Below are 26,046 nucleotides of genomic sequence, written 5' to 3' on the forward strand. Positions count from 1 at the left end.
CGGCACCACTCTCACGAGGAGGAACGCACATGACCGGAGAGAGCATCCAGGGCCGCAAGGTGGCCTTCCTGCTGACGGACGGCTTCGAGCAGGTCGAGTTGACGGAGCCGTGGAAGGCCGTGCAGGAGGCCGGCGGCACGCCCGTGCTGGTGTCCCCGAAGTCGGACACCGTGCAGGGCCTGAACCACATCGACAAGGCGGACACGTTCGACGTGGACGTCCAGGTGAAGGACGCCGACGCGTCCGAGTACGACGGCCTCGTGCTGCCCGGCGGCGTCGTGAACGCGGACGACCTCCGCGTCGACGCCAACTCGGTCGCGTTCGCCAAGGCCTTCTTCACGGCGGGCAAGCCCGTCGCGTCCATCTGCCACGCGCCGTGGATCCTCATCGAGGCCGGCGTGGTCGACGGCCGCCGCATGACCTCGTACTCGACCCTCGCCACCGACCTGCGCAACGCGGGCGCCGAGTGGGTCGACGAGGAGGTCGTGGTCGACAGCGGCTTCGTCACGAGCCGCAACCCCGACGACCTGCCCGCCTTCAACGCGAAGCTGATCGAGGAGATCGCCGAGGGCGAGCACGACGAGCAGCACGCCTGACCCGTCGGCCGGACCGGTCTGCCCGACCCGGGCGAACCGCCGCGCACCTAGGGTGAGGGCGTGACCACGCCCTCGCCCGACGCGCGCTTCCGCCAGACCACACCCGCCCCGCGCGCGATCCGCGTCGTCGGGCTCGCGGTCGCGGCGCTGGGTCTCGTGGTCGTCGTCGCCACCGGCGGAGGCGTCCTCGGGATCGTCGCGGGTCTCGTGCTGCTGGCGGCGGGCGCGGTGGTCGGGTCGTTCCGCATCCGCATCACGCTGGATCCCGACGAGGTCGAGGTCGCGCTGGTGCCGGTGAAGCGCATCCGGATCCCGTACGCGGCCATCGCGGACTGCACGGTCGTCGACCACCTCCGGCCGCGGTCCGTCCGCGGCATCGGCGTCCGCGCCCTCCCGGGCGGGGGAGCCGCGGTCCTGCTGGACGCCGGCCCCGCCGTGTCGATCGAGTCGGCCGACGGCACGCGCCACCTCGTCCGCAGCACGTTCCCGCGGGAGGCGGCCACGCGGATCCGCGACCGCGCCGCCGCCGCGCCCGTCGCCGACGCGGACGGCAGCCCGGAGGATCCGGCCGCGACCACCGCCTAGGCTCGTCGCGTGACCACCGCACCCCCCGCCGCACGCCGTCCGCGCATCTCCCGCCCCGTCGTCGTGGCGCTCGCGGCGGTCGTCGTGGTCGTGGGCTTCGTGCTCGACCAGATCAGCAAGCGCTGGGCCGTGGACTCCCTCGGCGGCGGCCGGCAGATCGAGCTCGTCCCGACGGTGCGGTTCGCCCTCGTCTACAACCCCGGCGTCTCCTTCGGCATGGGCGCCGAGGTGGGGCCGCTGCTCACCGTCGGCATCATCGGGCTCGCGCTCGGCCTCGCCGTCTGGGTCGGCTGGCAGATCCGCCACCGCGCCTCGACGCTCCAGGTGCTGCTGCTCTCCGCGGTGCTCGCCGGCGCGCTCGGCAACCTGTTCGACCGGATCACGCGCGCCGAGGACGGGCCGCTGTCGGGGCACGTCGTCGACTTCATCGCCGTCGAGTGGTTCGCCGTCTTCAACGTGGCCGACATCCTCACCGTCTGCGGCATGATCGCGTGGGCCCTTGGCACCGTCTTCGGGCGCGATCCCGCGGCCGATGCCCGTGAGGCCGGGGAACAGGACGAGGCGGACGACGCGTCCGCCGACGACGCCGCGGCCGGTGCCGGATCCGCCCCCGCCGACCGCGCCTGACCCGGGCGTAGCGTGAGGGGATGACCACGATCCCCACACTGGAACTGTCCGACGGGAACCGCATCCCCGCCATCGGCCTCGGCACGTACGGGCTCAACGACGACGCGGGTGCCGACCTCGTCTCCGGCGCGATCGGCGCCGGCTACCGCCTGCTCGACACGGCCCTCAACTACGGCAACGAGGCCGCCGTGGGCGAGGGGATGCGCCGCTCGGGCGTCCCGCGGGAGGAGCTCTTCCTCACCACCAAGCTGCCCGGCCGCCACCACGGCTACGAGGAGACGCTCGCGTCCTTCGAACAGTCGCGCGCGACGCTCGGCGTCGACTACGTGGACCTGTACCTCATCCACTGGCCGAACCCCAGCGTGGACAGGTACGTCGACAGCTGGCGCGCGTTCGTCGAGCTGAAGGAGCGCGGCCTCGTCCGCTCCATCGGCGTCTCGAACTTCACGCCCGCGCACCTGCAGCGCCTCGAGGACGAGACGGGCGTGCTGCCGGTCGTCAACCAGGTCGAGCTGCACCCGACCTTCACCCAGGCCGACCTCCGCGCCGAGCACGCGCGCCGCGGCATCGTGACCGAGAGCTGGTCGCCGTTCGGCACGCGAGAGCAGCTCATGCGGGACCCGCACGTGGTCGCCGCCGCCGAAGCGCACGGCGTGACGCCCGCGCAGGCGGTGCTCCGCTGGCACATCCAGTCCGGCGCCCTGCCCATCCCGCGGTCCACGGACCCCGAGCGCCAGCGCACCAACCTCGACGTCTTCGGCTTCGAGCTGAGCGAGGAGGAGGTGCGTCTCATCGGATCCGGCCCGCAGTCGCGCCTCTGGGACGGCGACCCGGACACGCACGAGGAGATGTAGGTCCCGTCCTCCCGCGGCCGCCGCGTCCCCGGGGCGCGGCGGCCGCGTCGCGTGCGGGGCGGGCGGATCGCGTCAGGCGCCGAGGAGCGCCGGGATCCCGAGCAGCAGCACCCCGCCGACGAGGCAGGCGGCCGCGACGACGAGGAGCACGCCGACCCACAGGATCCCGGGCAGGTGCGTCAGCCGCCCGAGCTGGTCGGCGTCGGACGCGTCGCCACCCCGCCGGGAGCGGGCGCGCTGCAGCTCGAGGGTCGCCCGGAGCGCGCCGAGCAGCAGGAACGACGCGAGCGCGTGCGCCGCGACGCCCTGCACGACGACCGGCGCGACCCCGGCGATCACCCCGACCACCACGCCCGCCACCAGGCACGACCACAGGCCGAACCAGTTGCGCACCTGGATCACGACGAGCGCCAGCAGCACGAGCCACAGCCAGAGCACGGCGGCGGAGCGCCCCTGGCCGGCGAGCCAGGCGGCGCCGAGGCCCGCGAGCGCGGGCGCCGGGTACCCCGCGAGCAGCGTCACGACCATGCCCGGCCCGCGCGGTCGGCCGACGCTCACGGTGAGGCCAGAGGTGTCGGAGTGCAGCCGGATCCCGGCGAGCCGCCTCCCGCTCAGCGTCGCCGCGAGCCCGTGGCCGCCCTCGTGCACGATCGTCACGGCGTGCCGCGTGATCCGCCAGGCCGGCGGCACGAGGACGAGCGCCGCGGCGAGCGCGACGGCGACGAGCGCCGGTCCCGCCTCGAGCGGCGCCTCGACGGCGGTCGCGCGCGCGACGAGGTCGCGCAGGATCTCGACGGGGTCCATGGGCTCCTCGGGTCGATGCGGGTGCGGGCGGTCGGGGCGCGCCCAGCCCACCACATCCACCTGGCGGACGGCCGCTGCCCCGCCACCGACTACCGTTGTCGGGTGCCTGACACCCCCGTCTCCGACCTCGTCGCGTCCCTGCTGCTCACCGTCCCGGACTTCCCCCAGTCGGGGATCCTCTTCCGCGACCTCACTCCCGTGCTCGCCGACGGCACCGCCCTCCGCGCCGTGGTCGACGACCTCGTGGCCGTCGGCGGCCCCGTCGATGCGGTCGCGGGCGTCGAGGCGCGCGGCTTCCTGCTCGCCGCGGCCGCCGCCTACGCCTCCGGCGTCGGCACCCTGGCGGTGCGCAAGGCCGGCAAGCTCCCCGGCGAGGTGCTGCGCGAGTCCTACGACCTGGAGTACGGCGAGGCGGCCATCGAGCTGCACCCGGGCCAGCTCATGCCGGGATCCCGCGTGCTGCTCCTCGACGACGTCCTCGCGACGGGCGGCACGCTCCAGGCCGCCGCCCGCCTGCTGGAGCGCGCCGGCTACGAGGTCGCCGGCATCGGCGTGGTTCTCGAGCTCGACGGCCTCGGCGGCAGGGAGCGGTTGGTCGGCCACGACGTGCACGCCATCCTCACGCTCTGACGCGACGCCACGAGTCGCGCCCCTCGAGTCGCGCGCCACGTGACACGCGACACGCGACGACGGAGGGCCGGGCGCACCACGCGTCCGGCCTCCCGTCGTCCCGCGACGCTCAGCGCCAGAGCCGCCGGGTCGCGATCTCCGCCCCCTGCGCCAGGCTCTCCAGCTTCGCCCACGCGATCTGCGGGTGGATCCGGCCGCCGAGCCCGCAGTCAGTCGACGCGATCACGCGCTCCCGCCCCACGAGCCGCGCGTAGCGCTCGATCCGGTCGGCCACGAGCTCCGGGTGCTCGACCACGTTGGTCGCGTGCCCCACCACGCCCGGCACGATGACCTTCCCGTCCGGCAGCTCCACGTCCTCCCACACGCGCCACTCGTGCTCGTGCCGCGCGTTCGCGCCCTCGAACGAGTACGCGCCCGCGTCGATGTCGAGCATCGTCCGCACGATGTGCCGGAACTCGATGTCCGTCGTGTGCGGCCCGTGCCACGAGCCCCAACACAGGTGGAAGCGGATCCGCTCCTGCGGAAGCCCCCGCAGCGCGTGGTTGAGCGCCTCCACGCGGATGCGCGTGAACGCCAGGTAGTCCTCCACGCTCGGCTCCGGGTTGATCTGGTCCCAGTTCTCCGCGATGGACGGGTCGTCGATCTGCAGCACGAGCCCCGCGTCGATGATCGCGACGTACTCCTCGCGCATCGCGTCCGCGCACGCCCAGATGAACTCCTCCTCGGTCGCGTAGTGCTGGTTCCCGATGCGCGACGCGCTGCCGGGGGAGAGGGACGTGATGAACCCCTGCTCGTACCCGTTCTCGTCGAGCGCGTGGCGCAGGTGCGCGATGTCCGCCTGGATCGCCGCGTGGCCCGTGTAGGCGACCGGGCCGGTGGCGCTCGGGAAGTCGAGGGGCGCGTCGCCCACCGTGATGCCGCTCGACGGGTCCCCGTAGGCGTCGGCGAAGATCGTCCAGTCGCGGCGGTCGGGGAACGTCGTCAACCGCACGTCGCCGGGTGAGCTGCGCACGGGCTCGGAGGAGAACGGGCCGCCGGGCACGAGCTCCAGGCCGCTGAGCCGCTGGAACGAGTACGACCACCAGGCGCCGTAGTCGATCGCGCTCGACATGGCCTTGCCGTACTCGCCGTCGCCGGGGAGGGCGATCCCGACCTCGCGCTGGCGGGAGACGAGGCCGTCGACCGCGTCGGCGAGGACCTCGTCGAGGCCGTCGGCGGGCGGGGCGTCCGGCCCGGCGTCCGGCCCGGCGCCGTCCGCGTCCGATGGCGGCACGGCGGCCTTCCGCGCCGCGGCGCGGGCGGCGTTCGCGGCGATGAGCGCGTCCGTGCGCGGCAGGCTGCCGGCGTGCGACGTCAGGATCCGATCGGTGCTGTCGAGCATGGGGACCTCCGCGGGTCTCTCGTGCCGTCGGACGGCCTGCACGACCGTCCGCGGCGAGCGGGTGAGGATCGCAGGCGTGTCCCGGTCGCGGATGCGGACGGGACGCGAGGCTTCGCGGGTGCGCTGCACGCACAGGGTGCCACGGCCTCATCCCCGAGGAGGGGGAGATCGCCACACGACGTCATGGAACCGGCACCTGCGGCGGATCCGGCACCCAGGGGAATGCCCGGATGATGGACGGATGCTCCTCCGCCACCCCCTCCTCGGCACCGCCACGGGCCTGTACCTCGGGCTCGTCGCGTGGATCACGCTGTCGCCGGAGCCCGACGACCGCCGCATCGACGGCTTCCTCTTCCGGGGGCTGCGGGCCCTGCACCGGCACGACGGCACCTCGTGGATCACCTACTCCGTCGTGGAGGGCGCCGCGAACGTCGTGATGTTCGTGCCGGTGGGCATGTTCCTCGTGCTGCTGCTCGGCCGTCCGCGCTGGTGGCTCGCGATCGTGCTCGGGGTGGGCCTCTCGGCGCTCATCGAGACCGCGCAGGCGTTCCTCCCGACGCGGGTCTCCGACGTCCGCGACGTCGTGCACAACGGGCTCGGCGCCCTCATCGGCGTGGTGGTGGCCCTGATCCTCACGGCTCGCTCCGAGAACGCCCGCCGTCGCGCCCTCCGCCGGCGCGCGCGGCCGAGCCCGACGGGCACGCAGAGCCTGGTCGGCACGCGCCGCTGACCCCTCCGCCGGCCGTCGTCCGCCGCTCCCGTCGGGGGCACCCGCGGTCCGGGACGACCCCCTCGTCTCGGTAGGATTGACGCCGGATTCCCGAGGGGTGTGTGCAGGTGACCGGTACGGAGCTGGATCGCGAGCGGGCGTACGTCGGCCGCCTCTACGGACGACTCGACGCGGTGCGCGCGGAGACCCGGGATCAGCTGGTCATGGTGCGCGACAGCCCCACCGGCGGCACGCACCAGAACCGCTCCGAGCGCGACGCGTTCGCGCGCATCTACGAGGACCGCCTGCAGACGCTCCGCGAGGTCGACGAGCGCCTCGTGTTCGGCCGGCTCGAGTTCGAGGCGGGGCACCTGCCGGAGGACGAGCCGCGCGACGGCGCGCCGGCGCCCACGACGGGGGCCGGCGATCCGGTCTACCGGTACATCGGCCGCATCGGCCTCCGCGACGACGACCTGCAGCCGCTCCTCCTCGACTGGCGCGTGCCCCAGGCGAGCGCCTTCTACCAGGCCACCGCCGCCACCCCGCTCGGCGCCCGGGCCCGCCGCCACCTCACGACGCACGGCCGCGAGGTGGTGCACGTCGAGGACGAGGTGTTCGACCCGACGTTGCTCGACGAGGGCCGCACGAGCCTCCAGGGCGAGGGTGCGCTGCTCGCCGCGCTCGCCGCGGGACGCACCGGCCGGATGAACGACATCGTCGCCACCATCCAGGCCGAGCAGGACCGCATCATCCGCTCCGACCTCCGCGGCGTGCTCGTCGTGCAGGGCGGGCCGGGGACGGGGAAGACCGCCGTCGCCCTGCACCGCGCGGCGTACCTCCTCTACTCGCACCGCGACCGCCTCGCGTCCTCGGGCGTGCTGGTCGTGGGGCCGAGCCGCTCGTTCCTGCAGTACATCGAGGCGGTGCTGCCGTCCCTCGGGGAGACGGGCGTCGTGCTCGCGAGCGTCGGGCAGCTCTACCCGGGCATCGACGCCGCCGCGGAGGACGCGCCCGAGGTCGCGGCCGTGAAGGGCGGATCCGAGATGGCCGGCCTGCTGCAGCGCGCCGTGCGCTCGCGCCAGGTCGTCCCCACCGAGGCCGTCACGCTGGACGTGAACGGCGAGCGCATCGTGCTCGAGCCGTCGCTCGTGGCGAACGCGCTGCGCCGCGCGCAGGACAGCCGGAAGCCGCACAACGAGGCCCGCGTCGTCTTTAACAAGGCGGCCCTCGGCTCCCTCGCGCAGGTCCTCGCGTCGCAGATGCGCCGCAACGGCAGCGCCCTCGACGACAGCGACCTCGCCATGCTCCGCGAGGACCTCCGCACCTCGTACGACGTGAAGGTCGCGCTCAACACCGCGTGGATGCCGCTCACCCCCGAGAAGCTGGTCCAGGACCTCTACGCGCGCCCGAACTGGCTCGCCTCGCTCACCCCGCGCTGGAGCCCCGAGAAGCGCGCGCTCCTCCGCCGCGACCGCGACGCGCCCTTCACCGTGGCCGACGTGCCGCTGCTCGACGAGGCCGCCGAGCTCCTCGGCGAGTTCAGCGCGCAGGCCGACGCCAGCGCCCGCGAGCGGGAGCAGCAGCGGCTCCGCGACATCGAGAACGCCGAGCAGGCCATCGAGAACATGGGGGTCGGCGGCATGGTCACGGCCGAGCGCCTCGCGGAGGGCTTCGCCGAGCAGGCCGCGCGCCGCACCACCGCCGAGCGCGCCGCGTCCGACCGCACCTGGACCTACGGCCACATCGTGGTCGACGAGGCGCAGGAGCTCAGCCCCATGCAGTGGCGCGTGCTCCTCCGCCGCTGCCCGCTGCGCTCGTTCACGATCGTCGGCGACGTCGCGCAGGCGAGCTCCGCCGTGGGCGTCACCAGCTGGCAGGACGCGCTCGGCCCGGTGCTCGGCCGCGAGTGGCGCCTCGAGGAGCTCACCGTCAACTACCGCACGCCCGCGCGGATCGCCGAGGCCGCCGAGCGCATGGCCCTCGCGCACGGCCTCCCGGTCACCCGCTCGCGCGCCGTGCGCGAGGGCGAGCACCCCATCGACACGGTGGAGGTCCAGGCCGACGAGGTCGTGGCCGCCGTCGTCGACGTGGTCGACGAGGAGCGCGAGGGCGGCGAGGCGGGCACGCTCGCGGTCATCGCCCGCGACGACCGCGTCGTGGAGCTGCACCGGGCGCTCGCCGAGCGGTTCGGATCCGCGGTCGGCATCGGCGTGGGCGGCCTCGGCCGGCCCATCGCGGTGCTCGGCTCGCAGGAGGCGAAGGGCCTCGAGTTCGACGTGGTCGTCATCGCGGAGCCCGACGAGGTCCTCGCGCACACGTCCCGCGGCGCGGCCGGCCTGTACGTCGCGATGACCCGGCCCACGCAGCGCCTGCACGTCGTCACCTCCACGGGCTTCGCCGCCTGACCCGCCTGACCCGCCTGACCCGCCTGACCCGCGGACGCCGCCCGTCGCCTCTCCGGCCGGCGGGCGGCGCGCGCGTGAACACTATGAAGACAAGTGGCATCGGGCCCCGCACGCGCGGAGGATGGGCCGGTCATGACCCCTCCTCCCGCAGCCCCCGGCCCCTCGTCCGCCCCCGGAACCGGGACGGATCCGGCGCCCGGGGGAGCGGGGCGCGACGACGCGGATCCCGCGCCCGACGGCGTGGCCTCGGTCGCGGAGGACGTGGACCCGGCCGCCGAGGCGCACGGCGCCGCCCGCGCCGCGCGCCGCACCCGGCTGATCCAGGTCCTCGTCATCGTCGCGGTCACGGTCGGCATCGCGCTCGTGCCGCCGCCCGCGGGCGTCGACCCGCGCGGCATGCACATGGCCGGGATCTTCGTCGGCACGGTCCTCGCGCTCATCCTCCAGCCGCTGCCCACCGCGCCCGTCGCGCTGGTCGGCCTCGCGGTCGCGATGCTCACGGGCACCATGACCACCGACGGCGAGGCGCTCGTCGGCTTCGCGAACCCCACCATCTGGCTCATCGTCGCGTCGTTCTTCATCGCCGACGGCTTCCTCGTCACGGGCCTCGGGCGCCGCATCGCGCTGGCCTTCGTATCGCGGCTCGGCGGATCCAGCCTCGGGCTCGCGTACGGCATGGCGCTCACCGACCTCGTGCTCGCGCCCGCGACCCCGTCGAACACCGCGCGGGCGGGCGGGGTCGTGTACCCGATCGTCGCGTCGCTCAGCCGCGTGCAGGGATCCACCCCCGACTCCGACGCGTCGCGCCGGCGCCTCGGCTCCTACCTCGCCCTCACGAGCGTGCAGGTCAACACGGTCACGTCGGCCATGTTCGTCACGGCCATGGCGGGCAACCCGGTCGCGCAGAAGGCCGCCGCCGACCTCGGCATCGAGGTCACCTGGGGCGGCTGGGCGCTCGCGGCGCTCGTGCCCGGTCTCCTCAGCCTCATCGTCGTGCCGTGGGCCATGTCGCGCGTGTACCCGCCGACCCTCACCCGCACGCCCGAGGCGCCGGCGCACGCCCGCGAGGAGCTGCGCGGGCTCGGGCCGCTGTCGGGCCACGAGCGCATCATGGCCGCGACCTTCGTGCTGCTGCTCGTGCTGTGGTGCGGCGGATCCCTCCTCGGCATCCCCGCGACCGCCGCGGCCTTCGGCGGCATCGCCGTGCTGCTCGTCACGGGCGTGCTCAAGTGGTCGCACCTCGCGGCCAACGCGTCCGCGTGGTCGACGCTCATCTTCTTCGCGGTGCTCGTCGGCATGGCCGACCAGCTCGACGCGCTCGGCGTCATCGACCTCGTGGGCGGCGCCGTCTCCGGATCCGTCGGCGGCCTGCCCTGGCCGTGGGCGTTCGCGGTGCTCGCGCTCGTCTACTTCTTCTCGCACTACCTGTTCGCGTCGAACACGGCGCACATCGTCGCGATGTACGCGGTGTTCCTCGGCGCCGCGGTCGCGACCGGCACGCCGCCGCTGTTCGCGGCCCTCGTGCTCGGCTTCATCGGCAACCTGTTCGGCGGCATCTCGCACTACGCGTCGGGGCCGTCGGGCGTGGTCTTCGGATCCGGCTACGTCACGACCAGGGAGTGGTTCCGCGTCGGCTTCGTGATGGCCGTGGTGCTCATCGTCATCTGGGGCGTCGTCGGCACGGCGTGGATGGGCGTGCTCGGGCTGCTCTCCTGACCGTCATCCTCCGTCCGCGGTTCCGTGGAGGCGGCGGTACCGCCGGGGAGCGGAGGCGTGGCGCATCGCGGACAACCAGGCGTCCTCGCCCACCTGGGGCGTGCCCACGCGGACGCGTCGAGGAGGACGCAGCGCACGTGAGCGTCCGCGGAAGAGGAACACCGACCCTGCCGACCCGGCGATCAGGAGGCCGAGGCCGCTGCCGACGACCGCGTACCAGGGCGCGCCGGCCATCCACGCGCGGAGGCTGACCGTCGCGAGGATCGTCGCCATCGCGGCGGTGGAGCCGAGGACCACGGCCCGGACCCGGATGCGGTGGAGGGCGAAGGTCCGCTCGGCCTCGACCAGCGCCCGTCGAGCGGAGGCCGCCTCCGCCCGGGCGGCCACCACGTGCGCGTCCGGATGCGCGGACGACGACTCCGGGTCGGACGGACCCTCCGCGGCGCACGCGGACGCCACCGTCGTCGAGGAGCCCCTGCCTCGCGCGCCGTGTCGCGGTCGGCGCACGTGGTCGGGATCGGGGTTGCCCACGTGCTGATGCGCGTTGAGGGCCTTCCGCACGTCGGTCGGCGTCCGGAAGGCGCCGTCGGCCACCCACGCGACCGCTGCCTCCGTCGCGGTGGGGCCGATGGCCGTGACGACGGGGACGGCCGCCTCGGCGACGGCATTGACGACCCGCACGTCGTTGAGGGCGACCCCGTCCCGCCATCTGCCGCCGCCTCGGTACACGACGATCAGGTCGGTGTCCTCCGGGGACACCGACCTGATCACGTCCGCGATCGCCTGGCTGTCGTGGAACGGGATGCCACGCCATCGGGGCTCCAGCCTGTCGAGCCGGAGGCCCGCCGTGATGTCCGCCTGCGCGACATCGCCGAGCGGACCGATGAACGTCACTCGAAGGGAACCCGGCGCCCCCGCGCGGACCGGCAGCCGGGGCGGCGGGGTGGTGCGGCGTCGCAGCCGGTCCCGCGCTGCGGCGCACGTCCGCGGATCACGGGCGATGCCGGCCCGCTGCTCGGCGGCAGGCAGCCGGCCCCTGCGCTCCTTCTTGGTCACCCGCATCGGTCGCAGCACCAGCAGGCAGTCCTGCTCGAGGAGGTCGAACGCGCCTCGGAGCTCGACGACATCGCCGACGAGCAGCCCCCGGACGGTCTCCGGCCGGCAGATCACGGGGATGGAACGGGTCCTGGCGTCGAGGACCCCGGAGGTGTCCACGAGGTCGAAGCGCGTACGGCTCGTGCTGATGTCCGCGATCTCGCCGGTGATCTGCACGGTCCCCCTGTCGGCGAGGAGGAAGGAGGTCCGGAGCTGCGAGAAGACGACGGGCCCGACCCTGTCGCGTTCCGGCGTCCGGGGCGGGAAGACGGCCATGACGGGGATCCTGACACCGGCTGACGGTCGCTCGTCGCCTCGGCGCACAGCACCCCGGCATGGAGATGGGCCGACCCGATGACGGGCCGGCCCTGCGGTCGTGGTCCCGGCGCCGAGACCCCTCTCCATGCGCCGTCCGTGCGACCGCTCTCCCCATGACATCCGGACCCGTGGTGCATCGCGTCTCTGGGGTCCGGCGCATTGCGGTCTCTTCGGAGCGAGCGAACGATCGGTTCGCCCACGATGCAGATCCGGCGTCACCGCCCGGTGTCACCACCCGGCCGCACCACCCGGCGTCATCGCACGGGCGGCGGCCACGGCACGTCGTCGGACGACAGCAGCGGCAGGTCCCCGCAGCCGTCGAGCACGCGCGCCATCGCGTCGTGCTCCGCGCGCGTCACGCTGAGCTCCGTGCGCACCTTGATCGACACCTGCCGCACCACGAGGGCGCACGCGTCGTCCGGATGCTCGGGCAGCCACTCGTCGACGGTCGCGTCCGACTTCGCCGAGTTCTCCGCGGCGGACGCGGCGACGAGCTCCAGCGGGTCGTTCGCGAACGCCGCCCGGTAGGCGGGGTCCCAGCGCCACGCGCCGGAGGACCACGCGTCGGACAGCGACACGACGTGGTCGATCTGCACCGCCTCGGGGTCCCGCGACCGGTCGAAGGGGATGCGCTCGCCCGAGTACGGGTCGGTCAGCACGCCGGACTGCACGACGCACCCGCGCGTCCCGCCGCGGATCATGGTCTCGGCGAGGTCGCGTCGCAGAACGTCGTTGCGGGTGTCGCAGCCGTTGCGGTCCACGTCCGTGCGCCAGGCGAACGACTCGCGGTCGTAGCCGGCGACCCGCTCCTCCGTCCGCACCTCGAGCCCCTCGAGGGCGAGCCGCGCGGATCCGGGCGCGGCCGGCTCCGCGCCGGGCCCGGTCCCGGATCCACGCCCGGCGTCCTCGGCTCTCCCGGCGTCCTCCGCGTTCCCGGCGCCCGTCCCCGGATCCCCGTGCCACTGCACGAGACCCGCGACGATCACGATCACGAGCGCCGCCAGGGTCACGAGCACCGGCGTCCGCCGCCTCCTCCGCCGCGTCACGGGGTGGGGTTCCGGGAGTCGTAGAGCTCGAAGGACGGCAGCGCGCGGATGAGGATCCACACCACCACCGCGATCAGCAGCCCGCCCACCAGCGACGGCACCCACAGCGCCGCGAACGCGGTGACGATGCCGACGTACGCGTCGCCGAGCCGAGGCCCGCCCGTGACGACGACGATGAAGATGCCCTGCAACCGCCCGCGCATGTTGTCGGGCACCGCGGTCTGCAGCATGGTGTTGCGGAAGATCGAGGAGATGTTGTCGGCCGCGCCCGTGCAGGCGAGCAGAACGGAGGCGGCGACGATGCCGGGCACGCTCGCGTCCTCGATCCGCGACCCCATGCCGTGCAGCACCCCCGGCCGCGACGCGAACAGCAGCACCAGCCCGAACCCGGCCGTCGAGAGCCCGTACGCGACGATGGCCAGGCGGATCGCCCGCCCGTGCCGCGTGACGCGCCCGACGGATCCGCTCAGCACGCTGCTCACGAGGCTGCCGACGGCGCCGGCCGCCGTGAGGATCCCGACGGTCACCGGCCCGCCGCCGAGCACCACGGCCCCCACCGCGGGGAAGAGCACGCGCGGCTGGCCGAGGGTCATCGCGATGATGTCGACGATGAACGACATCCGGATGTTCGGCGCGGTCTTGAGGAACCCGAGCCCGTACCTGATGGACGCCAGCCCCGGCCGCTGCACCTCGCCCTCCGGCGCGATCCGCGGCAGCGCGAGCACGCCCGTGAACGCCGCCAGGAAGAGCACGGCGTCGACCGTGTAGGTCCACTGGAACCCGACCGACGCGACGAGCACGCCCGCGAGCGCCGGGCCCACCGTCACCATCACGCCGAGGCTGATCCCGCCCAGCGCGCTGGCCGCGGGCAGGAGGTGCGGCGGGAGGATGCGGGGGAGGATCGCCTGCCGGCTCGTGCCGATCACCGTCGCCGCGACCGCGTTGAGGATGCTCAGCGCGTACAGCGACCACACCGTCTCCGCGTGCGTCCACGCGAGCGCCGCCAGCGCGATGGTCGAGCCCCACGCGGCGCACGACGCGATGAGCGCGACCTTCCGTCGGTCGAACGCGTCGGCGAGCATGCCGCCGTAGAGGCCCGCGAGGATCATCGGCACGAGCGACAGCACGCCCACGAGCGCGACGGCGCCCGTGGATCCCGTGAGCTCGTACACGTGCAGCCCGATCGCGACGATGGTCATCTGGCTGCCGATGCCGGCGATCGCGTTGCCCGCCCAGAGCCGTGCGAAGGCGGGGCTCTCCCTCAGCGGCGTCAGGTCGACGAAGTGGCTGCCGCGGACCTGCCGTTCGTCGGGGATCGGGATGGGGGAGGTCTCGGGCGGGATGCTCACGTGTCGCTGCGTCGTCTCTGTAGGGTGGATTTCCACGCTAGCCGAGATCGCCGACGCCGCCCCGTCGTGGGCCGTCCGGCCGCGGATCGGCTCCCCGCCCTCTGGTATGCTCGTGCGGTTGCCGTCTGAACGGCCGCGGATCAAGAGAGCTCGCACATCCTGTGACGGGCGCCGCGCAACGAACACGAGAGGGGATCATCACATGGCTCTGGAAGCAGACGTCAAGAAGGCGATCATCGACGAGTACGCGACCCACCCCGGTGACACCGGATCCCCCGAGGTGCAGATCGCGCTCCTCACCAAGCGGATCACGGGCCTCACCGAGCACCTCAAGGAGCACAAGCACGACCACCACACGCGTCGTGGCCTGCTCCTCCTGGTCGGCCAGCGTCGTCGTCTCCTCGGCTACCTGTCCAACGTCGACATCGAGCGCTACCGCGCCCTGATCGCGCGCCTGGGCATCCGCCGCTGACACGCACCACGCGTCGCTGATCGCACACGTGCGAACCGGCCGAGCCGTCACCCTCCGGGGTGGCGGCTCGTTCCCGTTAAGAGGTGCGTCATCCGCCCGACACCCGGGCGCCCCCGTCCTCCCGGGCCGGCGAGGGGCCGGGTGCTACCATGGCCGGAGTGATCCAGCGGACGCCCAGCGTCACGATGCGATCACGACAGATGGAGCTGGCCGGCAGGAGCTGGTCGTTGGTGGTGGTATTCCGAGTCGCTCGGAGCATTCCCACTGATGGCCAGACATGCGCCCGCCGCCGTCGGCCACCGGCCGACGAGCGGAACCAGCCGCGCACGTGCACCCGGGACCCGCATCAGGCGGACCCCGACGTGTCGCCTCGCCCGCTCCTCCTCTGTCGTAGGAGGTCCGCATCCACACGGGATGCAGGACGAGCGCCCGACGGGCGTCGCCGAGAGGCGCAACACGAAGGAGAGAGACCTCAATGGAAGGTCCAGAGATCAAGTTCGCCGAGGCAGTCCTCGACAACGGCAAGTACGGAACGCGCACGGTCCGGTTCGAGGCCGGCCGCCTCGCGCAGCAGGCGCAGGGCGCGGTCGCCGCGTACCTCGACGAGGACACCATGCTGCTGTCCGCCACCTCGGTGGGCAAGCACCCGAAGGACAACTTCGACTTCTTCCCCCTGACCATCGACGTCGAGGAGCGCAGCTACGCCGCGGGCAAGATCCCCGGCTCGTTCTTCCGCCGCGAGGGCCGCCCCTCCACCGAGGCGATCCTCGTCTGCCGCCTCATCGACCGGCCGCTGCGCCCGTCGTTCATCACGGGCCTCCGCAACGAGGTCCAGGTCGTCATCACCGTCCTCAGCATCGCGCCGGACGAGTTCTACGACAGCCTCGCCATCAACGCGGCGAGCGCCTCGAGCATGCTCTCGGGCATCCCGTTCTCCGGCCCCATCGCGGGTGTGCGCCTCGCGCTCATCGGCGACCAGTGGGTCGCCTTCCCGAAGCACTCGCAGCTCAAGGAGGCCGTCTTCGACATCACCGTCGCCGGCCGCGTCGTCACCGACTCCGAGGGCAACGAGGACGTCGCGATCATGATGGTCGAGGCCGAGGCCACCGAGGGCTCCTGGGACCTCATCCAGGCAGGCGCCACGAAGCCCGACGAGGCCGTCGTCGCGCAGGGCCTCGAGGCCGCGAAGCCGTTCATCCAGCAGCTCGTCGCCGCGCAGGCCTCGCTCGCGCAGCAGGCCGCGAAGCCCACGGTCGACTACCCCGTCTTCCTGCCGTACGCGCAGGAGACCTACGACGCGGTCAGCGAGCTCGCGCTCTCCGACCTCGGCGGCGTGTACCAGATCGCCGACAAGATCGAGCGCCAGGACGCCGACGACGCCCTCAAGACCCGCACCAAGGAGGCCGTGGCCGCCAAGGTCGAGGCCGGCGAGCTGCCCCAGTCGGCGCTCACCGAGTTCTCCGCGGCGTACAAGTCCGTCACGAAGACGGTCGTCCGCGGCCGGATCCTCCGCGACGGCATCCGCATGGACGGCCGCGGCCTCGCCGACATCCGTCCGCTCGACGCCGAGGTGCAGGTCATCCCGCGCGTCCACGGCTCGGCCATCTTCCAGCGCGGCGAGACCCAGATCCTGGGCGTCACCACGCTGAACATGCTGAAGATGGAGCAGCAGATCGACTCGCTGTCGCCCATCACGAAGAAGCGCTACCTGCACCACTACAACTTCCCGCCCTACGGCACCGGCGACACCGGTCGCGTGGGCTCGCCGAAGCGCCGCGAGATCGGGCACGGCTTCCTCGCCGAGCGCGCGCTCGTCCCCGTCCTGCCGAGCCGCGAGGAGTTCCCCTACGCGATCCGCCAGGTGTCCGAGGCCCTCGGGTCCAATGGCTCCACGTCGATGGGCTCCGTCTGCGCCTCGACCCTGTCGCTGCTGAACGCGGGTGTGCCGCTGCGCGCGCCCGTCGCGGGCATCGCCATGGGCCTCGTCTCCGACACCGTCGACGGCCAGGTGCGCTACGCGGCCCTGACCGACATCCTCGGTGCGGAGGACGCGCTCGGCGACATGGACTTCAAGGTCGCCGGCACGTCGGAGTTCGTCACGGCCATCCAGCTCGACACGAAGCTCGACGGCATCCCCACGTCGGTCCTCGACGGCGCGCTCAAGCAGGCGAAGGAGGCCCGCACGGCCATCCTCGGCGTGCTGAACCAGGCCATCGACGCCCCCGACGAGATGGCCCCGACCGCGCCCCGCGTGATCTCGGTCAACATCCCCGTCGACAAGATCGGCGAGCTGATCGGCCCGAAGGGCAAGACGATCAACGCCATCCAGGACGAGACCGGCGCCGACATCTCCATCGAGGAGGACGGCACCGTCTACATCGGCGCCGTCGACGGCCCGTCGGCGGAGGCCGCGCGTGCGCAGGTCAACGCCATCGCGAACCCGACGAACCCCGAGGTCGGCGAGTCCTTCCTCGGCACCGTCGTCAAGATCGCGACGTTCGGCGCGTTCGTCTCGCTGCTCCCCGGCAAGGACGGCCTGCTGCACATCAGCGAGGTCCGCAAGCTCGCCGGCGGCAAGCGCGTCGAGAACGTCGAGGACGTGCTCGGCGTCGGCCAGAAGATCCTGGTGGAGATCACCAAGATCGACGACCGCGGCAAGCTCTCGCTCGCTCCCGTGCTGGAGGAGGCCGCCGATCAGGAGGGCCGCGACGCCGCCAGCCACGGCACCGACGAGCCGGCAGAGGGCTAGTCCCCGACGCACGCTGAACGAAGCGGATGCCCGTCCCACCTCGGTGGGGCGGGCATCCGTCGTCTCCGGTCGCCGCCGTTCGGGCGGTGGCGGCCGAGATGCTCACTTGCCGTCGTTCGGGTCGCCCGGGTAGGGCACGGAGGGCGCCGGGCCGACCGAGAAGGACGGCTCCGGTTCCGGGCTCGTGCTCCCGGGCGGGCTGGGGGCCGGCGCCGGATCCGGGGTCGGGGCGCCCGGGGGATCCGCGGTCGGCACGGTCGTGCCCCCGCCCGGGTCCGTGCCCTCGCCCGGTGACGTGCTCGGCGCGACCGTGGCGGGGACGGGCGCGCCCGGTCCTCCACCGCTCCACGCGATCGCGACGGCGGCGACGATCGCGGCGACCACGACGAGCACCGCCGCGAGCGCGATCAGCGCGCGCGTGCGGGGCCGGACGGGACGGGCGTCGTCGCCCGAACCCGCGCCCTCGGCGTCCCCGGTCACGTCCGCCTCGTCCGCTCAGTCCGCGACGGTGATGGCGGTGCCCACTAGCTGGGCCCGGCCGACGACGTGCGGGAGCATCAGGAAGCCGAGGACCGCGGGGGTCGCGCCCTCGGGCACGTCCAGCGACTCCACGTCCAGGGCCGTCACGGTGAAGAAGTAGCGGTGCGTGCCGTGGCCCTCGGGAGGAGTCGCCCCCGCGAACCGCTTCTCGCGCGACTCGTTGTGGATGGTGATCGCCCCCTCGGGCAGGAGGCCCGCGTCCGGGTCGCCCGCGCCCTCGGGGAGCGACGTCGTCGACGCGGGGATGTCCTTGACGGCCCAGTGCCAGTAGCCGCTGCCGGTGGGGGCGTCGGGGTCGTAGCACGTGACGACGTAGCTCCGCGTCTCGGACGCCGCGCCCGTCCAGGCGAGGGCGGGGGAGCGGTCCGCGCCGCCCTGCGAGGCGCCGCGCGCGGCGAGCGGCAGAGGCGCCCCGTCGGCGAAGCCGGGGCTGGTGAGGTGGAAGGGGGCGGCATCCGGCAGGCGGTGCAGCGGGTCGTTGGTCATGGGGGTCCTCTCGGTGGTCCTGACCCGACCAGCCTCGCACGGTGGCATCGTCGTCGGTCGGGATCCGCCCCAGGACCGGCATCGCCCTCGGGACGCGAGCGCGGTCCCGCAGCGGGGCACGGGGGACGGGCGATGCGAGGGTCGGAAGTCCGGGAGAGATGACGAGCAGCCTGGCAGGCCCCCGAAGAGGGGCTGGGTCGCGTCGCCGGGGGCTCGCTAGCGTTGTCGATGCGGGATCGGCCGAGGAGCCACCCGCCTCCGGGGGACGCATCGGGGGATGCAGGCCGCCGAGGGGTGCCGGGATCGGGGGATCCACGGCACCCCTTCCGGTCGGCCGCACCTCGGGGCCGTGCGCCCCGACCGCGTGCGACGTCCCGCCGGTCCGCACGAGGCGGTCATGGTCGGAGCGTGTCCACGGGGCGAAGGCACGTCACCCCGATCCGTTGGTACGCAAACCTTTCGCCTGCTGGGCGGTACGATCGGGAGCGTGACGTCGTCCCCTCCCACCTCCCCGACGGTCGCGCCCGGTTCGATCCCGCGACGCCGGGGTAGCGCCGCGACGGGCGGACGAGGCAGCGCGTCGACGGAGCAGGCGACGACGTCGTCGACCCTCGCCGACACGACCGTCCAGGCCGCGGGCGCCCTCGTCCTCGAGGCCGTCGCCGAGCCGGGCCTCCTGGCCGGCGGCAGCATCCCGCATCCCGCGCGGCGTCGCGCGATCGGCGACACCGACCTCCGCGTCTTCCCCCTCGCCCTCGGCGGCAACGTCTTCGGCTGGACCGCGGGCGCCGAGGACACGGCAGCCATCCTCGACCGCTACCAGGAGGCCGGCGGCAACTTCCTCGACACCGCCGACTCCTACGCCAGCGGCCGCAGCGAGCACATGATCGGTTCGTGGATGCGCGAGCGGCGCAACCGCGACTCGATGGTCGTCGCCACCAAGATCGGCAAGAGCGAGGACTTCCCGGGCCTCGGCTCCTCCCGCATCGAGCGCGCCGTGGACGCGAGCCTGTCCCGGCTCGGCACCGACACGATCGACCTCCTCTACTTCCACTGGGACGACCTCGACGTGCCGCTCGAGGAGAGCCTCTCCGCCGCCGGGCGCCTCATCGCGTCCGGCAAGGTGCGCTACCTCGCGGCGTCGAACTACGCGGCGGAGCGGCTGCTGCACGCGCGGATCCTGGGCGGGCTGTACGACGCGCCCCGATTCGTCGCGCTGCAGACCCACTACAACCTCGTCAACCGGGCGCCCTACGAGTCGGACTACCTCGATGTCGTGCGCGGCCAGCAGCTCTCCGTGATGCCCTACTTCGCGCTCGCGAACGGCTTCCTCACCGGCAAGTACCGCACGCGGGACTCCGTGCGCGAGGGCGCGCGGGGGCAGCGGGCGGCGAAGTACCTCAACCGGCGCGGGCTGCGCGTGCTCACGGCGCTCGACGAGATCGCGGAGCAGCATTCCACGAGCGTCGCGACGGTCGCGCTGGCATGGCTGCTGGCTAAGCCCAGCGTCGTCGCGCCGGTGGCGAGCGCGAGCCGGCCGGAGCAGGTGCACGACCTGGTCCACGCGGCGCATGTGCAGCTGTCGCGGCACGACGTCACACGTCTCGACCGCGCCTCGGAGTAGTCCGCTCACAGGCGCGGGCCTCGTCCACCGTCCCCGGGATGTGGATCGAGCCGCGTCCCGTCATGCCCGCCCGGCTACCTTTCCCCCACCGCGACGCCGACGCCCTCCGCGTCCATGTCCGCGCGCGGCATCCGACGCCCCGGGGGAGACGACCTTGCACGAACGACCGAGCGATGCGCCGCGCCGACGCCGAGCTGCCGCTGCCGCCCTGCTGGTGGCGCTGTCAGTCACCGCGCTCGGCGGGTGCGCCCCGTCCGAGACCCCGGACCCCACGCCGGCGCCCGCGCCCTCGTTGACGCAGGAGCAGCAGGATGATGCGGCGTTCGAGGATGTGTTGTCCGGCTTCCTCGCGCTGCCTTTTGAGGGAGAGACACAGGATGACTTGCGGCCCTTCCTGGTAGGAGATGCCCTAACAAATGAACAGCGAGAAATTTCTCAATACCAATCATCACAGCAAACTGTTGTCGGCAAAGACACGTATTATAATTTTCGAGTGACCGATCGTGGATCGAATTACATGGTTGCGCAAGTTTGTTTAGATGTCAGTGGCACCAGGGTGCTCGATGCTGAAAAGCGAGATGTCACCCCTAAGCGTGATTCGACAATCTCACTTCAGTTAAAAGCCGTGTTTAACGAGAATAATGCGTGGCGCATCAGTGACCTTGTTCCAAACGATAAGGTTCGAGCATGCGATTGAGGGCGGCGGTAGTTTGCTTGTTGTCCGTGACTCTTCTTCTAATAGTCGCGCCGCAGGCACAGGCTGAAGACGCAGCATGCGCGCGCCGGGGTTTGGGGAGTACCTCGTGTGTGGGCGCCGAAATCGGGCCAGGTGGAGTCATAGTCCACGGGACCTCCACTTCTCCATCGCAACAGCCGGCACCAAACACAATCAATCCAATTGTCGATCGTTCTGAGCCGCAGGTAACGCCTCAAGCCCCACCCCCGGTACCCCGCGGGCGCCTCGCCGCCGACACGGACACGCCCTGCACGCCAGGCGCCGGGTCGTGCGCAGACGGGCACCACGTATTCCTGCCGCCCGCCCAGGCGCCCGCGAAGCCGGCCGACCCGGCTCCCGCAGCGCCCGCGGCACCGGGCGTGACGCTCGACGACGTCGCCGGCTTCGTGCCGCGCGACGCGTCCATCCGGTCGCAGCCCAACGGGTGGGCGCTGGTCGGATCGCCGGTCAACCTCCTCACCGACGCCGGAGCGCAGGTCGTGGGCGGGACGCTCCTCGGGCGGCCGGCGCAGGTGCGGTTCGTGCCCGTGTCCTTCACCTGGGATCACGGGGTCGGGACGACCACCACCGTGCAGGGTCCCGGGGCCTCATGGCGGGATCTCCGCCAGCAGGAGTTCACGACCACACCCACCAGCCACGTATACGGGCGGATGGGGGACCGGCGGGTCTCGCTCACCATCGCGTACTCGCCGTCCTACCGCTTCGACGGCGGGGCGTGGCAGCAGATCCCGGGCACCCTGCCGGTCACCGTCGGGCCGGTCACGATCCACGTGCTGCAGGGGTCCACTGTCCTGGTCGGCGGCGCGTGCGGGGCGCGGGACGCCGGGCCCGGATGCTGATCCACGCGCGGCGGCGGCCCCCGCGGCCACCGATCCGGCGTCAGACCCGTGGCGTAGGGTGACGATGATGTCGCGCCCCGTAGAACTCCCCCTCGACCAGCCCGAGCTCACCATCCGCGCGGCGGGCGGGTCACTGGTCCGACGCAGCGTCCTCCCGTCCGGCGTCCGCATCCTCAGCGAGGACGTCCCCGGCAGCAGCAGCGCCACCATCGGCATGTGGGTGGCCGTGGGCTCGCGCGACGAACAGCCGGGAGACCTCGGGTCCACCCACTTCCTCGAGCACCTCCTCTTCAAGGGCACGGCGTCGCGGTCGGCGCTCGACATCGCCGTGGCGTTCGACGCGGTCGGCGGCGAGCACAACGCGGTCACGGCCAAGGAGTACACCTGCTACTACGCCAAGGTCCGGGATCGCGACCTCGGCATGGCCGTCGACGTGCTGGCCGACATGGTCACCTCGAGCCTCATCGACGCCGAGGAGTTCGAGACCGAGCGCGGGGTCATCCTCGAGGAGCTCGCCATGGCGGACGACGACCCGGGCGACGTCACGAGCGAGCGCTTCTTCGAGGCCGTCCTCGGGGATCACCCGCTCGGCCGTCCCATCGGCGGAAGCCCCGAGGACATCGAGGCGGCCGAGCGCGACGCGGTCGTGGCGCACTACCGACGCAACTACCGCCCGCAGGACCTCGTCGTCACCGCCGCCGGCGCCGTCGACCACGACGCCCTCGTCGCGCGGGTCACCGCCGGCCTCGAGCGCGCGGGCTGGGACCTCTCCGTCCAGGCCGCCCCCGTCGCCCGTCGCACGGGAGCCGCGCCGACCATCACCCGCGGCAGCGAGCTGGTCGTGGTCGACCGTCCCATCGAGCAGACCAACATCCTGCTCGGCGTCCCGGGCCTCGCGGCGTCCGACGGCCGCCGGCCGGCCCTCGCCATGCTGAACAGCGTGCTCGGCGGCGGCATGTCGTCGCGCCTCTTCCAGGAGGTGCGCGAGAAGCGCGGCCTCGCGTACTCCGTCTACTCGTTCGGCGCCTCGTACTCCGACGCCGGGGTCTTCGGGCTCTACGCCGGATGCACGGCCGCCAAGACCGCGCAGGTCTCGCGCCTCATGCTCGACGAGTTCCGCCGCCTCGCCGACGAGCACGTGACCGACGAGGAGCTGACCCGCGCGTTCGGTCAGCTCTCCGGCCAGTCCGCGCTCGCGCTCGAGGACTCGGACACGCGCATGTCGCGACTCGGCCGATCCGAGATCACCACCGGCGAGTTCGTCGACCTCGACGAGACGCTGGTGCGGCTGTCCCGCGTCACCGCGGAGGACGTGCGCGCCCTCGCCGCCGATCTCGCGTCCCGTCCGCTGTCCATCGCCGCCGTGGGCACCGTCGGTGCCGACGCGTTCGCCCCGCTGCTCGCGACCCCCTCGCTCCTCTAGGAGGAACCGTGTCCCACTACATCTACCTCGTCCGCCACGGCGAGCAGCAGGACGCCGAGCACGGCCTCCCCGACGGTCCGCTCTCCGGACGCGGCAAGCGCCAGGCGCACTGCATCGCGGATCGCCTGAGCGGCGTGCCGTTCACGTCGGTCCGGCACTCGCCGCTGGCCCGCGCGGAGGAGACGGCCGCCATCATGGCGGAGCGGATGCCCGCCATGGAGCCCGAGCCGTCGTCGCTCCTGTTCGACTGCATCCCCTCCGGCCCGGTGCCCGACATGCCGCACGCCTTCGAGTCGTTCTTCGGCGGGATCACCGAGGAGGAGATCGACGCGGGCAGCGCCCAGATGGCCGACGCGGTGAGCGAGTTCCTCGCGCCCGCGCGCGGCGACCGGCACGACCTGCTCATCACGCACAACTTCGTCATCGCGTGGTTCGTGCGGCACGTGTTCGACGCGCCGGAGTGGCGCTGGATGGGCATCAACCAGGCCAACTGCGGCCTCACCATCATCCGCGTGCGCTCGGCGAAGCCGCCCGTGCTCGTCGTGCACAACGACCTCGGCCACCTGCCGGTCGAGCTGCGCACGGGCCTGCCGGAGCAGCAGCCCTACTAGCGGCGCGGCGCTGCTTCCTCGCGGATCGCCATCCCGAGGGAGGGCGCCGGCCCGGGCGCCCGCGGCGGCGGCCCCGGTACGCTGGCCGGATGACAACCACGGTCGCCGTCGTCGGCGCAACGGGACGCATGGGCCAGCTGATCACGCAGATCGTCGAGGCGAGCGAGGAGTTCGAGCTCGTCGCCAGCCTCCGCTCGACGGACGAGCTGTCGGACATGCTCGGCGCCGACATCGCGGTCGACGTCACGCTCCCCGCGGTCAGCCAGGGCGTCGTCGAGTACGCGATCGCGCACGGCATGAACGTGCTCGTGGGCACGAGCGGCTGGACGGCCGAGCGCATCCAGGGCCTCGAGCGCCGCATCACCGGCAACCTCGCCGTGGGCGTCGTCATCATCCCGAACTTCTCCATCGGCAGCGTGCTCGCGACCTCGTTCGCGCAGATGGCCGCCCGGTTCTACGACTCCATCGAGATCGTCGAGGGACATCGTTCCAGCAAGATCGACTCGCCGTCCGGCACGGCGGTGCGCACCGCGGAGCTCATGTCCCAGGCCCGCGGCGATCGGGGCCCGGTGCAGGCGCCGCACACGGATCAGCGCGCGCGCGGCCAGCAGGTCGCCAGCATCCCGGTGCACAGCCTCCGGATGCAGGGCATCGTCGCCAAGCAGGACGTGCTGTTCGGCGGCAACGGCGAGGTCCTCACGATCAGCCACGACACGCTCGCCCCGAGCGCCTACGAGGCCGGCATCCTGCTCGCGCTCCGTGCCACCCGCAGCGCGCGCGGCGTGAGCGTCGGGCTCGACCGCCTCATCGACCTGGACGGCTCGCGCGAGCGCGCGGCCCGCGCCGCCGACGCCGCGTCCACGACCGGACCGGTGGACGACGGCGGCCCGAGCGGCCAGGCCGCCACCGTCACGAGCTCCTGATGGGCACGCGCATCGGCGTCGGCCTCATGGCCGTGCTCATGGTGCTGTACCTCGCGGTCGCCGGTCAGTTCGCCGTCCTGCTCGTGCTGTCGGGCCAGCCCGTCGGCATCCTGCTCGGGATCGGCCTCGTGCTGCTGTCGCTCGTGGGTGCGTGGGCGCTGGTGCGCGAGCTGGCGTTCGGGGTGCGCAGCGGCAGGCTCGCGCGGATCCTCGAGGAGGAGGGCGGCCTGCCGGTCGACGACCTGCCGACGCGCGCGAGCGGTCGGCCCCTGCGCGACGCGGCCGACGCGTCGTTCCCCGTCTACCAGGCCGAGGTCGAGGACGCGCCCTCGAGCTGGCGGGCCTGGTTCCGCCTCGGGCTCGCCTACGACGCGAGCGGCGACCGCCGTCGCGCCCGCGGCGCGATCCGGCGCGCGATCTCGCTGCACGGCACGCGCGAACCCGCCGCCTGAGCCGTGGGCGCCGGGCGGGCCGCCCCGGCTAGCCCTTCGCGAGCAGCCGGTCGATCGCGAGCTCGACGGTCGGGTCCCGGAAGACGAAGCCGTCGGCGAGCAGCTTCTCCGGGCGGGCGGGCTGGCTGGAGAGCAGCAGCTCCTGGCCCGCGTCCCGCAGCGCCAGCCGGATGAGGGCCTCGGGCGCGGGGATCAGGTAGGGGCGGTGCATCCGCTTCGCGAGGTGGCGCATGAGCCGGTCCGCCATCACGGGCTCGGGCCCGGTGAGGTTCACGGGTCCGGAGATCGACGACGTCAGCAGGTGCACGATGGCGGCGGCCTCGTCGCGCAGGGAGATCCACGGCCACACCTGCCCGCCGGTGCCGAGCTTGCCGGCGAGCCCGAGGTTCGTGAGCAGCCGGAGCGGCGCGAGCGCGCCGGCCTGGGCCAGCACGAGGCCGGTGCGCAGGGTCGCGACGCGCACGCCGGCGGGCGCCTCGTGCGCCTCCGCCTCCCACGCCTCCACGACCTCCGCGAGGAAGCCGGCGCCGCGCGGCGAGTCCTCGGTGAGCCGCTGCTGCGGGCGGTCGCCGTAGAAGCCGACGGCGGATCCGTTCAGCAGCACCGCGGGCGGCGTCGCGGCGGCGGACATGGCGCCGACGATGGTGCGCGTCGCCTGCACACGGGACGAGCGGATCTCCTCCTGGTACGGCTTCGTCCACGGCAGACGGCTGATCGACGCGCCCGAGAGGTTGACGACGGCGTCCACCCCGTCGAGCGCGGCGGGATCGAGCCGCCCCTCGGCGGGCTGCCACTCGCGCTCGTCGGGGGAGGAGGGCGCGTGGCGGACGAGCTTCCGGACCCGGTGGCCCGCGTCGTGGAGCTGCGCCTGCAGCTCGGTGCCGATGGTGCCGCCGGCGCCCGAGATGAGGACGGTGAGCGGGGCGGGGGATGCGGTGCTGTCGGCCATGGTGGCGCCCTTCGTCGGTGCCCCACAGCCTAGGACGCGCCACCGCCCGCGGGCCGGGCGCAGGGCGTGCGCGGCTCGTCGACGGAGGTGCGCGCGCGGCCCTCCCAGCCGGCGTCCCGCGTGACGG

The 26,046-nt window shown here is 73.2% G+C and carries 25 protein-coding genes; 17 read left to right on the plus strand and 8 right to left on the minus strand.

The annotated features are described in order from the left end of the window. The first annotated feature begins 29 nt into the window (after positions 1–29). The 4 genes from PED38_RS10220 to PED38_RS10235 are packed head-to-tail and all read left to right on the plus strand — an operon-like array spanning position 30 to position 2,662. Positions 30–596, plus strand: a complete 567-nt coding sequence (locus PED38_RS10220) for a type 1 glutamine amidotransferase domain-containing protein (RefSeq protein ID WP_270981104.1) — start codon at positions 30–32, stop codon at positions 594–596. Between the two features lie 60 nt (positions 597–656). Continuing rightward, positions 657–1,181 (plus strand): hypothetical protein, encoded by a 525-nt coding sequence (locus tag PED38_RS10225; RefSeq protein WP_063070565.1) that lies wholly within the window; start codon positions 657–659, stop codon positions 1,179–1,181. Between the two features lie 9 nt (positions 1,182–1,190). Further along, positions 1,191–1,808: a signal peptidase II gene (locus PED38_RS10230; RefSeq protein WP_270981106.1), complete on the plus strand. Its 618-nt coding sequence runs from the start codon at positions 1,191–1,193 to the stop codon at positions 1,806–1,808. 20 nt (positions 1,809–1,828) lie between these two features. After that, positions 1,829–2,662, plus strand: coding sequence for an aldo/keto reductase (locus PED38_RS10235; protein ID WP_270981107.1), 834 nt, complete (start codon positions 1,829–1,831; stop codon positions 2,660–2,662). A gap of 72 nt (positions 2,663–2,734) precedes the next feature. Here PED38_RS10235 and PED38_RS10240 read toward each other — a convergent pair whose 3' ends face one another. Then, positions 2,735–3,466, minus strand: coding sequence for a M50 family metallopeptidase (locus PED38_RS10240; RefSeq protein WP_063070562.1), 732 nt, complete (start codon positions 3,464–3,466; stop codon positions 2,735–2,737). A gap of 102 nt (positions 3,467–3,568) precedes the next feature. On the opposite strand from PED38_RS10240, the gene PED38_RS10245 reads away from it, so the two are divergent. Beyond that, positions 3,569–4,096: an adenine phosphoribosyltransferase gene (locus tag PED38_RS10245; protein WP_063070561.1), complete on the plus strand. Its 528-nt coding sequence runs from the start codon at positions 3,569–3,571 to the stop codon at positions 4,094–4,096. Between the two features lie 109 nt (positions 4,097–4,205). Here PED38_RS10245 and PED38_RS10250 read toward each other — a convergent pair whose 3' ends face one another. Next, the gene (locus PED38_RS10250) at positions 4,206–5,477 is read right to left on the minus strand and encodes a cobalamin-independent methionine synthase II family protein (RefSeq protein ID WP_063070698.1); all 1,272 of its coding nucleotides are present in this window, start codon (positions 5,475–5,477) and stop codon (positions 4,206–4,208) included. Positions 5,478–5,718: 241 nt separating this feature from the next. Between PED38_RS10250 and PED38_RS10255 the strand changes: the two genes are divergently transcribed. The 3 genes from PED38_RS10255 (at position 5,719) to PED38_RS10265 (ending at position 10,307) form a co-directional block, all read left to right on the plus strand. Then, complete coding sequence (locus PED38_RS10255; protein WP_270981109.1) at positions 5,719–6,207, plus strand: VanZ family protein; 489 nt, start codon at positions 5,719–5,721, stop codon at positions 6,205–6,207. Between the two features lie 107 nt (positions 6,208–6,314). Then, entirely contained in the window at positions 6,315–8,591 is a 2,277-nt protein-coding gene (locus tag PED38_RS10260) for a HelD family protein (RefSeq protein WP_270981110.1), read from the plus strand. A 132-nt stretch (positions 8,592–8,723) separates the two neighbouring features. After that, the gene (locus tag PED38_RS10265) at positions 8,724–10,307 is read left to right on the plus strand and encodes a DASS family sodium-coupled anion symporter (RefSeq protein ID WP_270981112.1); all 1,584 of its coding nucleotides are present in this window, start codon (positions 8,724–8,726) and stop codon (positions 10,305–10,307) included. 3 nt (positions 10,308–10,310) lie between these two features. On the opposite strand, the gene PED38_RS10270 is transcribed toward PED38_RS10265, so the two are convergent. The 3 genes from PED38_RS10270 to PED38_RS10280 all read right to left on the minus strand — a co-directional run bounded on the left by PED38_RS10270 (position 10,311) and on the right by PED38_RS10280 (position 14,115). Continuing rightward, positions 10,311–11,678 (minus strand): exodeoxyribonuclease VII large subunit, encoded by a 1,368-nt coding sequence (locus tag PED38_RS10270; protein ID WP_270981113.1) that lies wholly within the window; start codon positions 11,676–11,678, stop codon positions 10,311–10,313. Between the two features lie 296 nt (positions 11,679–11,974). Next, the gene (locus PED38_RS10275) at positions 11,975–12,736 is read right to left on the minus strand and encodes an HNH endonuclease family protein (protein WP_063070556.1); all 762 of its coding nucleotides are present in this window, start codon (positions 12,734–12,736) and stop codon (positions 11,975–11,977) included. A 26-nt stretch (positions 12,737–12,762) separates the two neighbouring features. After that, a complete protein-coding gene (locus PED38_RS10280; protein ID WP_270981115.1) occupies positions 12,763–14,115 on the minus strand; it encodes an MFS transporter in 1,353 nt (450 codons plus the stop codon). A 202-nt stretch (positions 14,116–14,317) separates the two neighbouring features. Here PED38_RS10280 and rpsO point away from each other — a divergent pair, with 202 nt between their 5' ends. Both rpsO and PED38_RS10290 read left to right on the plus strand, forming a co-directional pair. Beyond that, positions 14,318–14,587, plus strand: a complete 270-nt coding sequence (gene rpsO, locus PED38_RS10285; RefSeq protein ID WP_012038735.1) for a 30S ribosomal protein S15 — start codon at positions 14,318–14,320, stop codon at positions 14,585–14,587. Positions 14,588–15,062: 475 nt separating this feature from the next. Next, positions 15,063–17,336, plus strand: a complete 2,274-nt coding sequence (locus PED38_RS10290) for a polyribonucleotide nucleotidyltransferase (RefSeq protein ID WP_270981120.1) — start codon at positions 15,063–15,065, stop codon at positions 17,334–17,336. 102 nt (positions 17,337–17,438) lie between these two features. Here the strand turns inward: PED38_RS10290 and PED38_RS10295 are convergent, their stop codons facing one another. Next, a complete protein-coding gene (locus tag PED38_RS10295) occupies positions 17,439–17,816 on the minus strand; it encodes a hypothetical protein (RefSeq protein ID WP_270981121.1) in 378 nt (125 codons plus the stop codon). A 15-nt stretch (positions 17,817–17,831) separates the two neighbouring features. Further along, positions 17,832–18,362 carry a YbhB/YbcL family Raf kinase inhibitor-like protein gene (locus tag PED38_RS10300; RefSeq protein WP_063070553.1) on the minus strand — a complete coding sequence of 177 codons (531 nt, stop codon included), beginning with the start codon at positions 18,360–18,362 and terminating at the stop codon, positions 17,832–17,834. A 487-nt stretch (positions 18,363–18,849) separates the two neighbouring features. Between PED38_RS10300 and PED38_RS10305 the strand changes: the two genes are divergently transcribed. From PED38_RS10305 to PED38_RS10335, 7 genes are all read left to right on the plus strand, one after another. After that, complete coding sequence (locus tag PED38_RS10305; RefSeq protein ID WP_270981123.1) at positions 18,850–19,986, plus strand: aldo/keto reductase; 1,137 nt, start codon at positions 18,850–18,852, stop codon at positions 19,984–19,986. Positions 19,987–20,140: 154 nt separating this feature from the next. Further along, positions 20,141–20,683 carry a hypothetical protein gene (locus PED38_RS10310; RefSeq protein ID WP_081234805.1) on the plus strand — a complete coding sequence of 181 codons (543 nt, stop codon included), beginning with the start codon at positions 20,141–20,143 and terminating at the stop codon, positions 20,681–20,683. 398 nt (positions 20,684–21,081) lie between these two features. Next, the gene (locus tag PED38_RS10315; RefSeq protein WP_270981125.1) at positions 21,082–21,561 is read left to right on the plus strand and encodes a hypothetical protein; all 480 of its coding nucleotides are present in this window, start codon (positions 21,082–21,084) and stop codon (positions 21,559–21,561) included. Between the two features lie 67 nt (positions 21,562–21,628). Next, positions 21,629–22,984 carry a M16 family metallopeptidase gene (locus tag PED38_RS10320; RefSeq protein WP_270981127.1) on the plus strand — a complete coding sequence of 452 codons (1,356 nt, stop codon included), beginning with the start codon at positions 21,629–21,631 and terminating at the stop codon, positions 22,982–22,984. A gap of 8 nt (positions 22,985–22,992) precedes the next feature. Beyond that, positions 22,993–23,595: a histidine phosphatase family protein gene (locus tag PED38_RS10325; RefSeq protein ID WP_063070550.1), complete on the plus strand. Its 603-nt coding sequence runs from the start codon at positions 22,993–22,995 to the stop codon at positions 23,593–23,595. A gap of 89 nt (positions 23,596–23,684) precedes the next feature. Then, positions 23,685–24,518: a 4-hydroxy-tetrahydrodipicolinate reductase gene (gene dapB, locus PED38_RS10330; protein WP_270981128.1), complete on the plus strand. Its 834-nt coding sequence runs from the start codon at positions 23,685–23,687 to the stop codon at positions 24,516–24,518. Then, a complete protein-coding gene (locus PED38_RS10335) occupies positions 24,518–24,970 on the plus strand; it encodes a hypothetical protein (RefSeq protein WP_270981130.1) in 453 nt (150 codons plus the stop codon). Before dapB ends, PED38_RS10335 begins: the two co-directional genes overlap by 1 nt. 28 nt (positions 24,971–24,998) lie before the next feature. Here PED38_RS10335 and PED38_RS10340 read toward each other — a convergent pair whose 3' ends face one another. Continuing rightward, positions 24,999–25,919: a TIGR01777 family oxidoreductase gene (locus PED38_RS10340; protein WP_270981131.1), complete on the minus strand. Its 921-nt coding sequence runs from the start codon at positions 25,917–25,919 to the stop codon at positions 24,999–25,001. Positions 25,920–26,046: the final 127 nt, after the last annotated feature.

This window comes from Clavibacter sp. CT19 (assembly GCF_027858075.1).
Lineage (GTDB): Bacteria > Actinomycetota > Actinomycetes > Actinomycetales > Microbacteriaceae > Clavibacter > Clavibacter tessellarius_A.

Coding starts and splice junctions, on each gene's coding strand:
- PED38_RS10220 (WP_270981104.1), top strand. CDS start 30: ATGACCGGAGAGAGCATCCAGGGCCGCAAGGTGGCCTTCCTGCTGACG.
- PED38_RS10235 (WP_270981107.1), top strand. CDS start 1,829: ATGACCACGATCCCCACACTGGAACTGTCCGACGGGAACCGCATCCCC.
- PED38_RS10240 (WP_063070562.1), bottom strand. CDS start 3,466: ATGGACCCCGTCGAGATCCTGCGCGACCTCGTCGCGCGCGCGACCGCC.
- PED38_RS10250 (WP_063070698.1), bottom strand. CDS start 5,477: ATGCTCGACAGCACCGATCGGATCCTGACGTCGCACGCCGGCAGCCTG.
- PED38_RS10255 (WP_270981109.1), top strand. CDS start 5,719: ATGCTCCTCCGCCACCCCCTCCTCGGCACCGCCACGGGCCTGTACCTC.
- PED38_RS10265 (WP_270981112.1), top strand. CDS start 8,724: ATGACCCCTCCTCCCGCAGCCCCCGGCCCCTCGTCCGCCCCCGGAACC.
- PED38_RS10270 (WP_270981113.1), bottom strand. CDS start 11,678: ATGGCCGTCTTCCCGCCCCGGACGCCGGAACGCGACAGGGTCGGGCCC.
- rpsO (WP_012038735.1), top strand. CDS start 14,318: ATGGCTCTGGAAGCAGACGTCAAGAAGGCGATCATCGACGAGTACGCG.
- PED38_RS10290 (WP_270981120.1), top strand. CDS start 15,063: ATGGAAGGTCCAGAGATCAAGTTCGCCGAGGCAGTCCTCGACAACGGC.
- PED38_RS10300 (WP_063070553.1), bottom strand. CDS start 18,362: ATGACCAACGACCCGCTGCACCGCCTGCCGGATGCCGCCCCCTTCCAC.
- PED38_RS10320 (WP_270981127.1), top strand. CDS start 21,629: ATGTCGCGCCCCGTAGAACTCCCCCTCGACCAGCCCGAGCTCACCATC.
- dapB (WP_270981128.1), top strand. CDS start 23,685: ATGACAACCACGGTCGCCGTCGTCGGCGCAACGGGACGCATGGGCCAG.
- PED38_RS10335 (WP_270981130.1), top strand. CDS start 24,518: ATGGGCACGCGCATCGGCGTCGGCCTCATGGCCGTGCTCATGGTGCTG.
- PED38_RS10340 (WP_270981131.1), bottom strand. CDS start 25,919: ATGGCCGACAGCACCGCATCCCCCGCCCCGCTCACCGTCCTCATCTCG.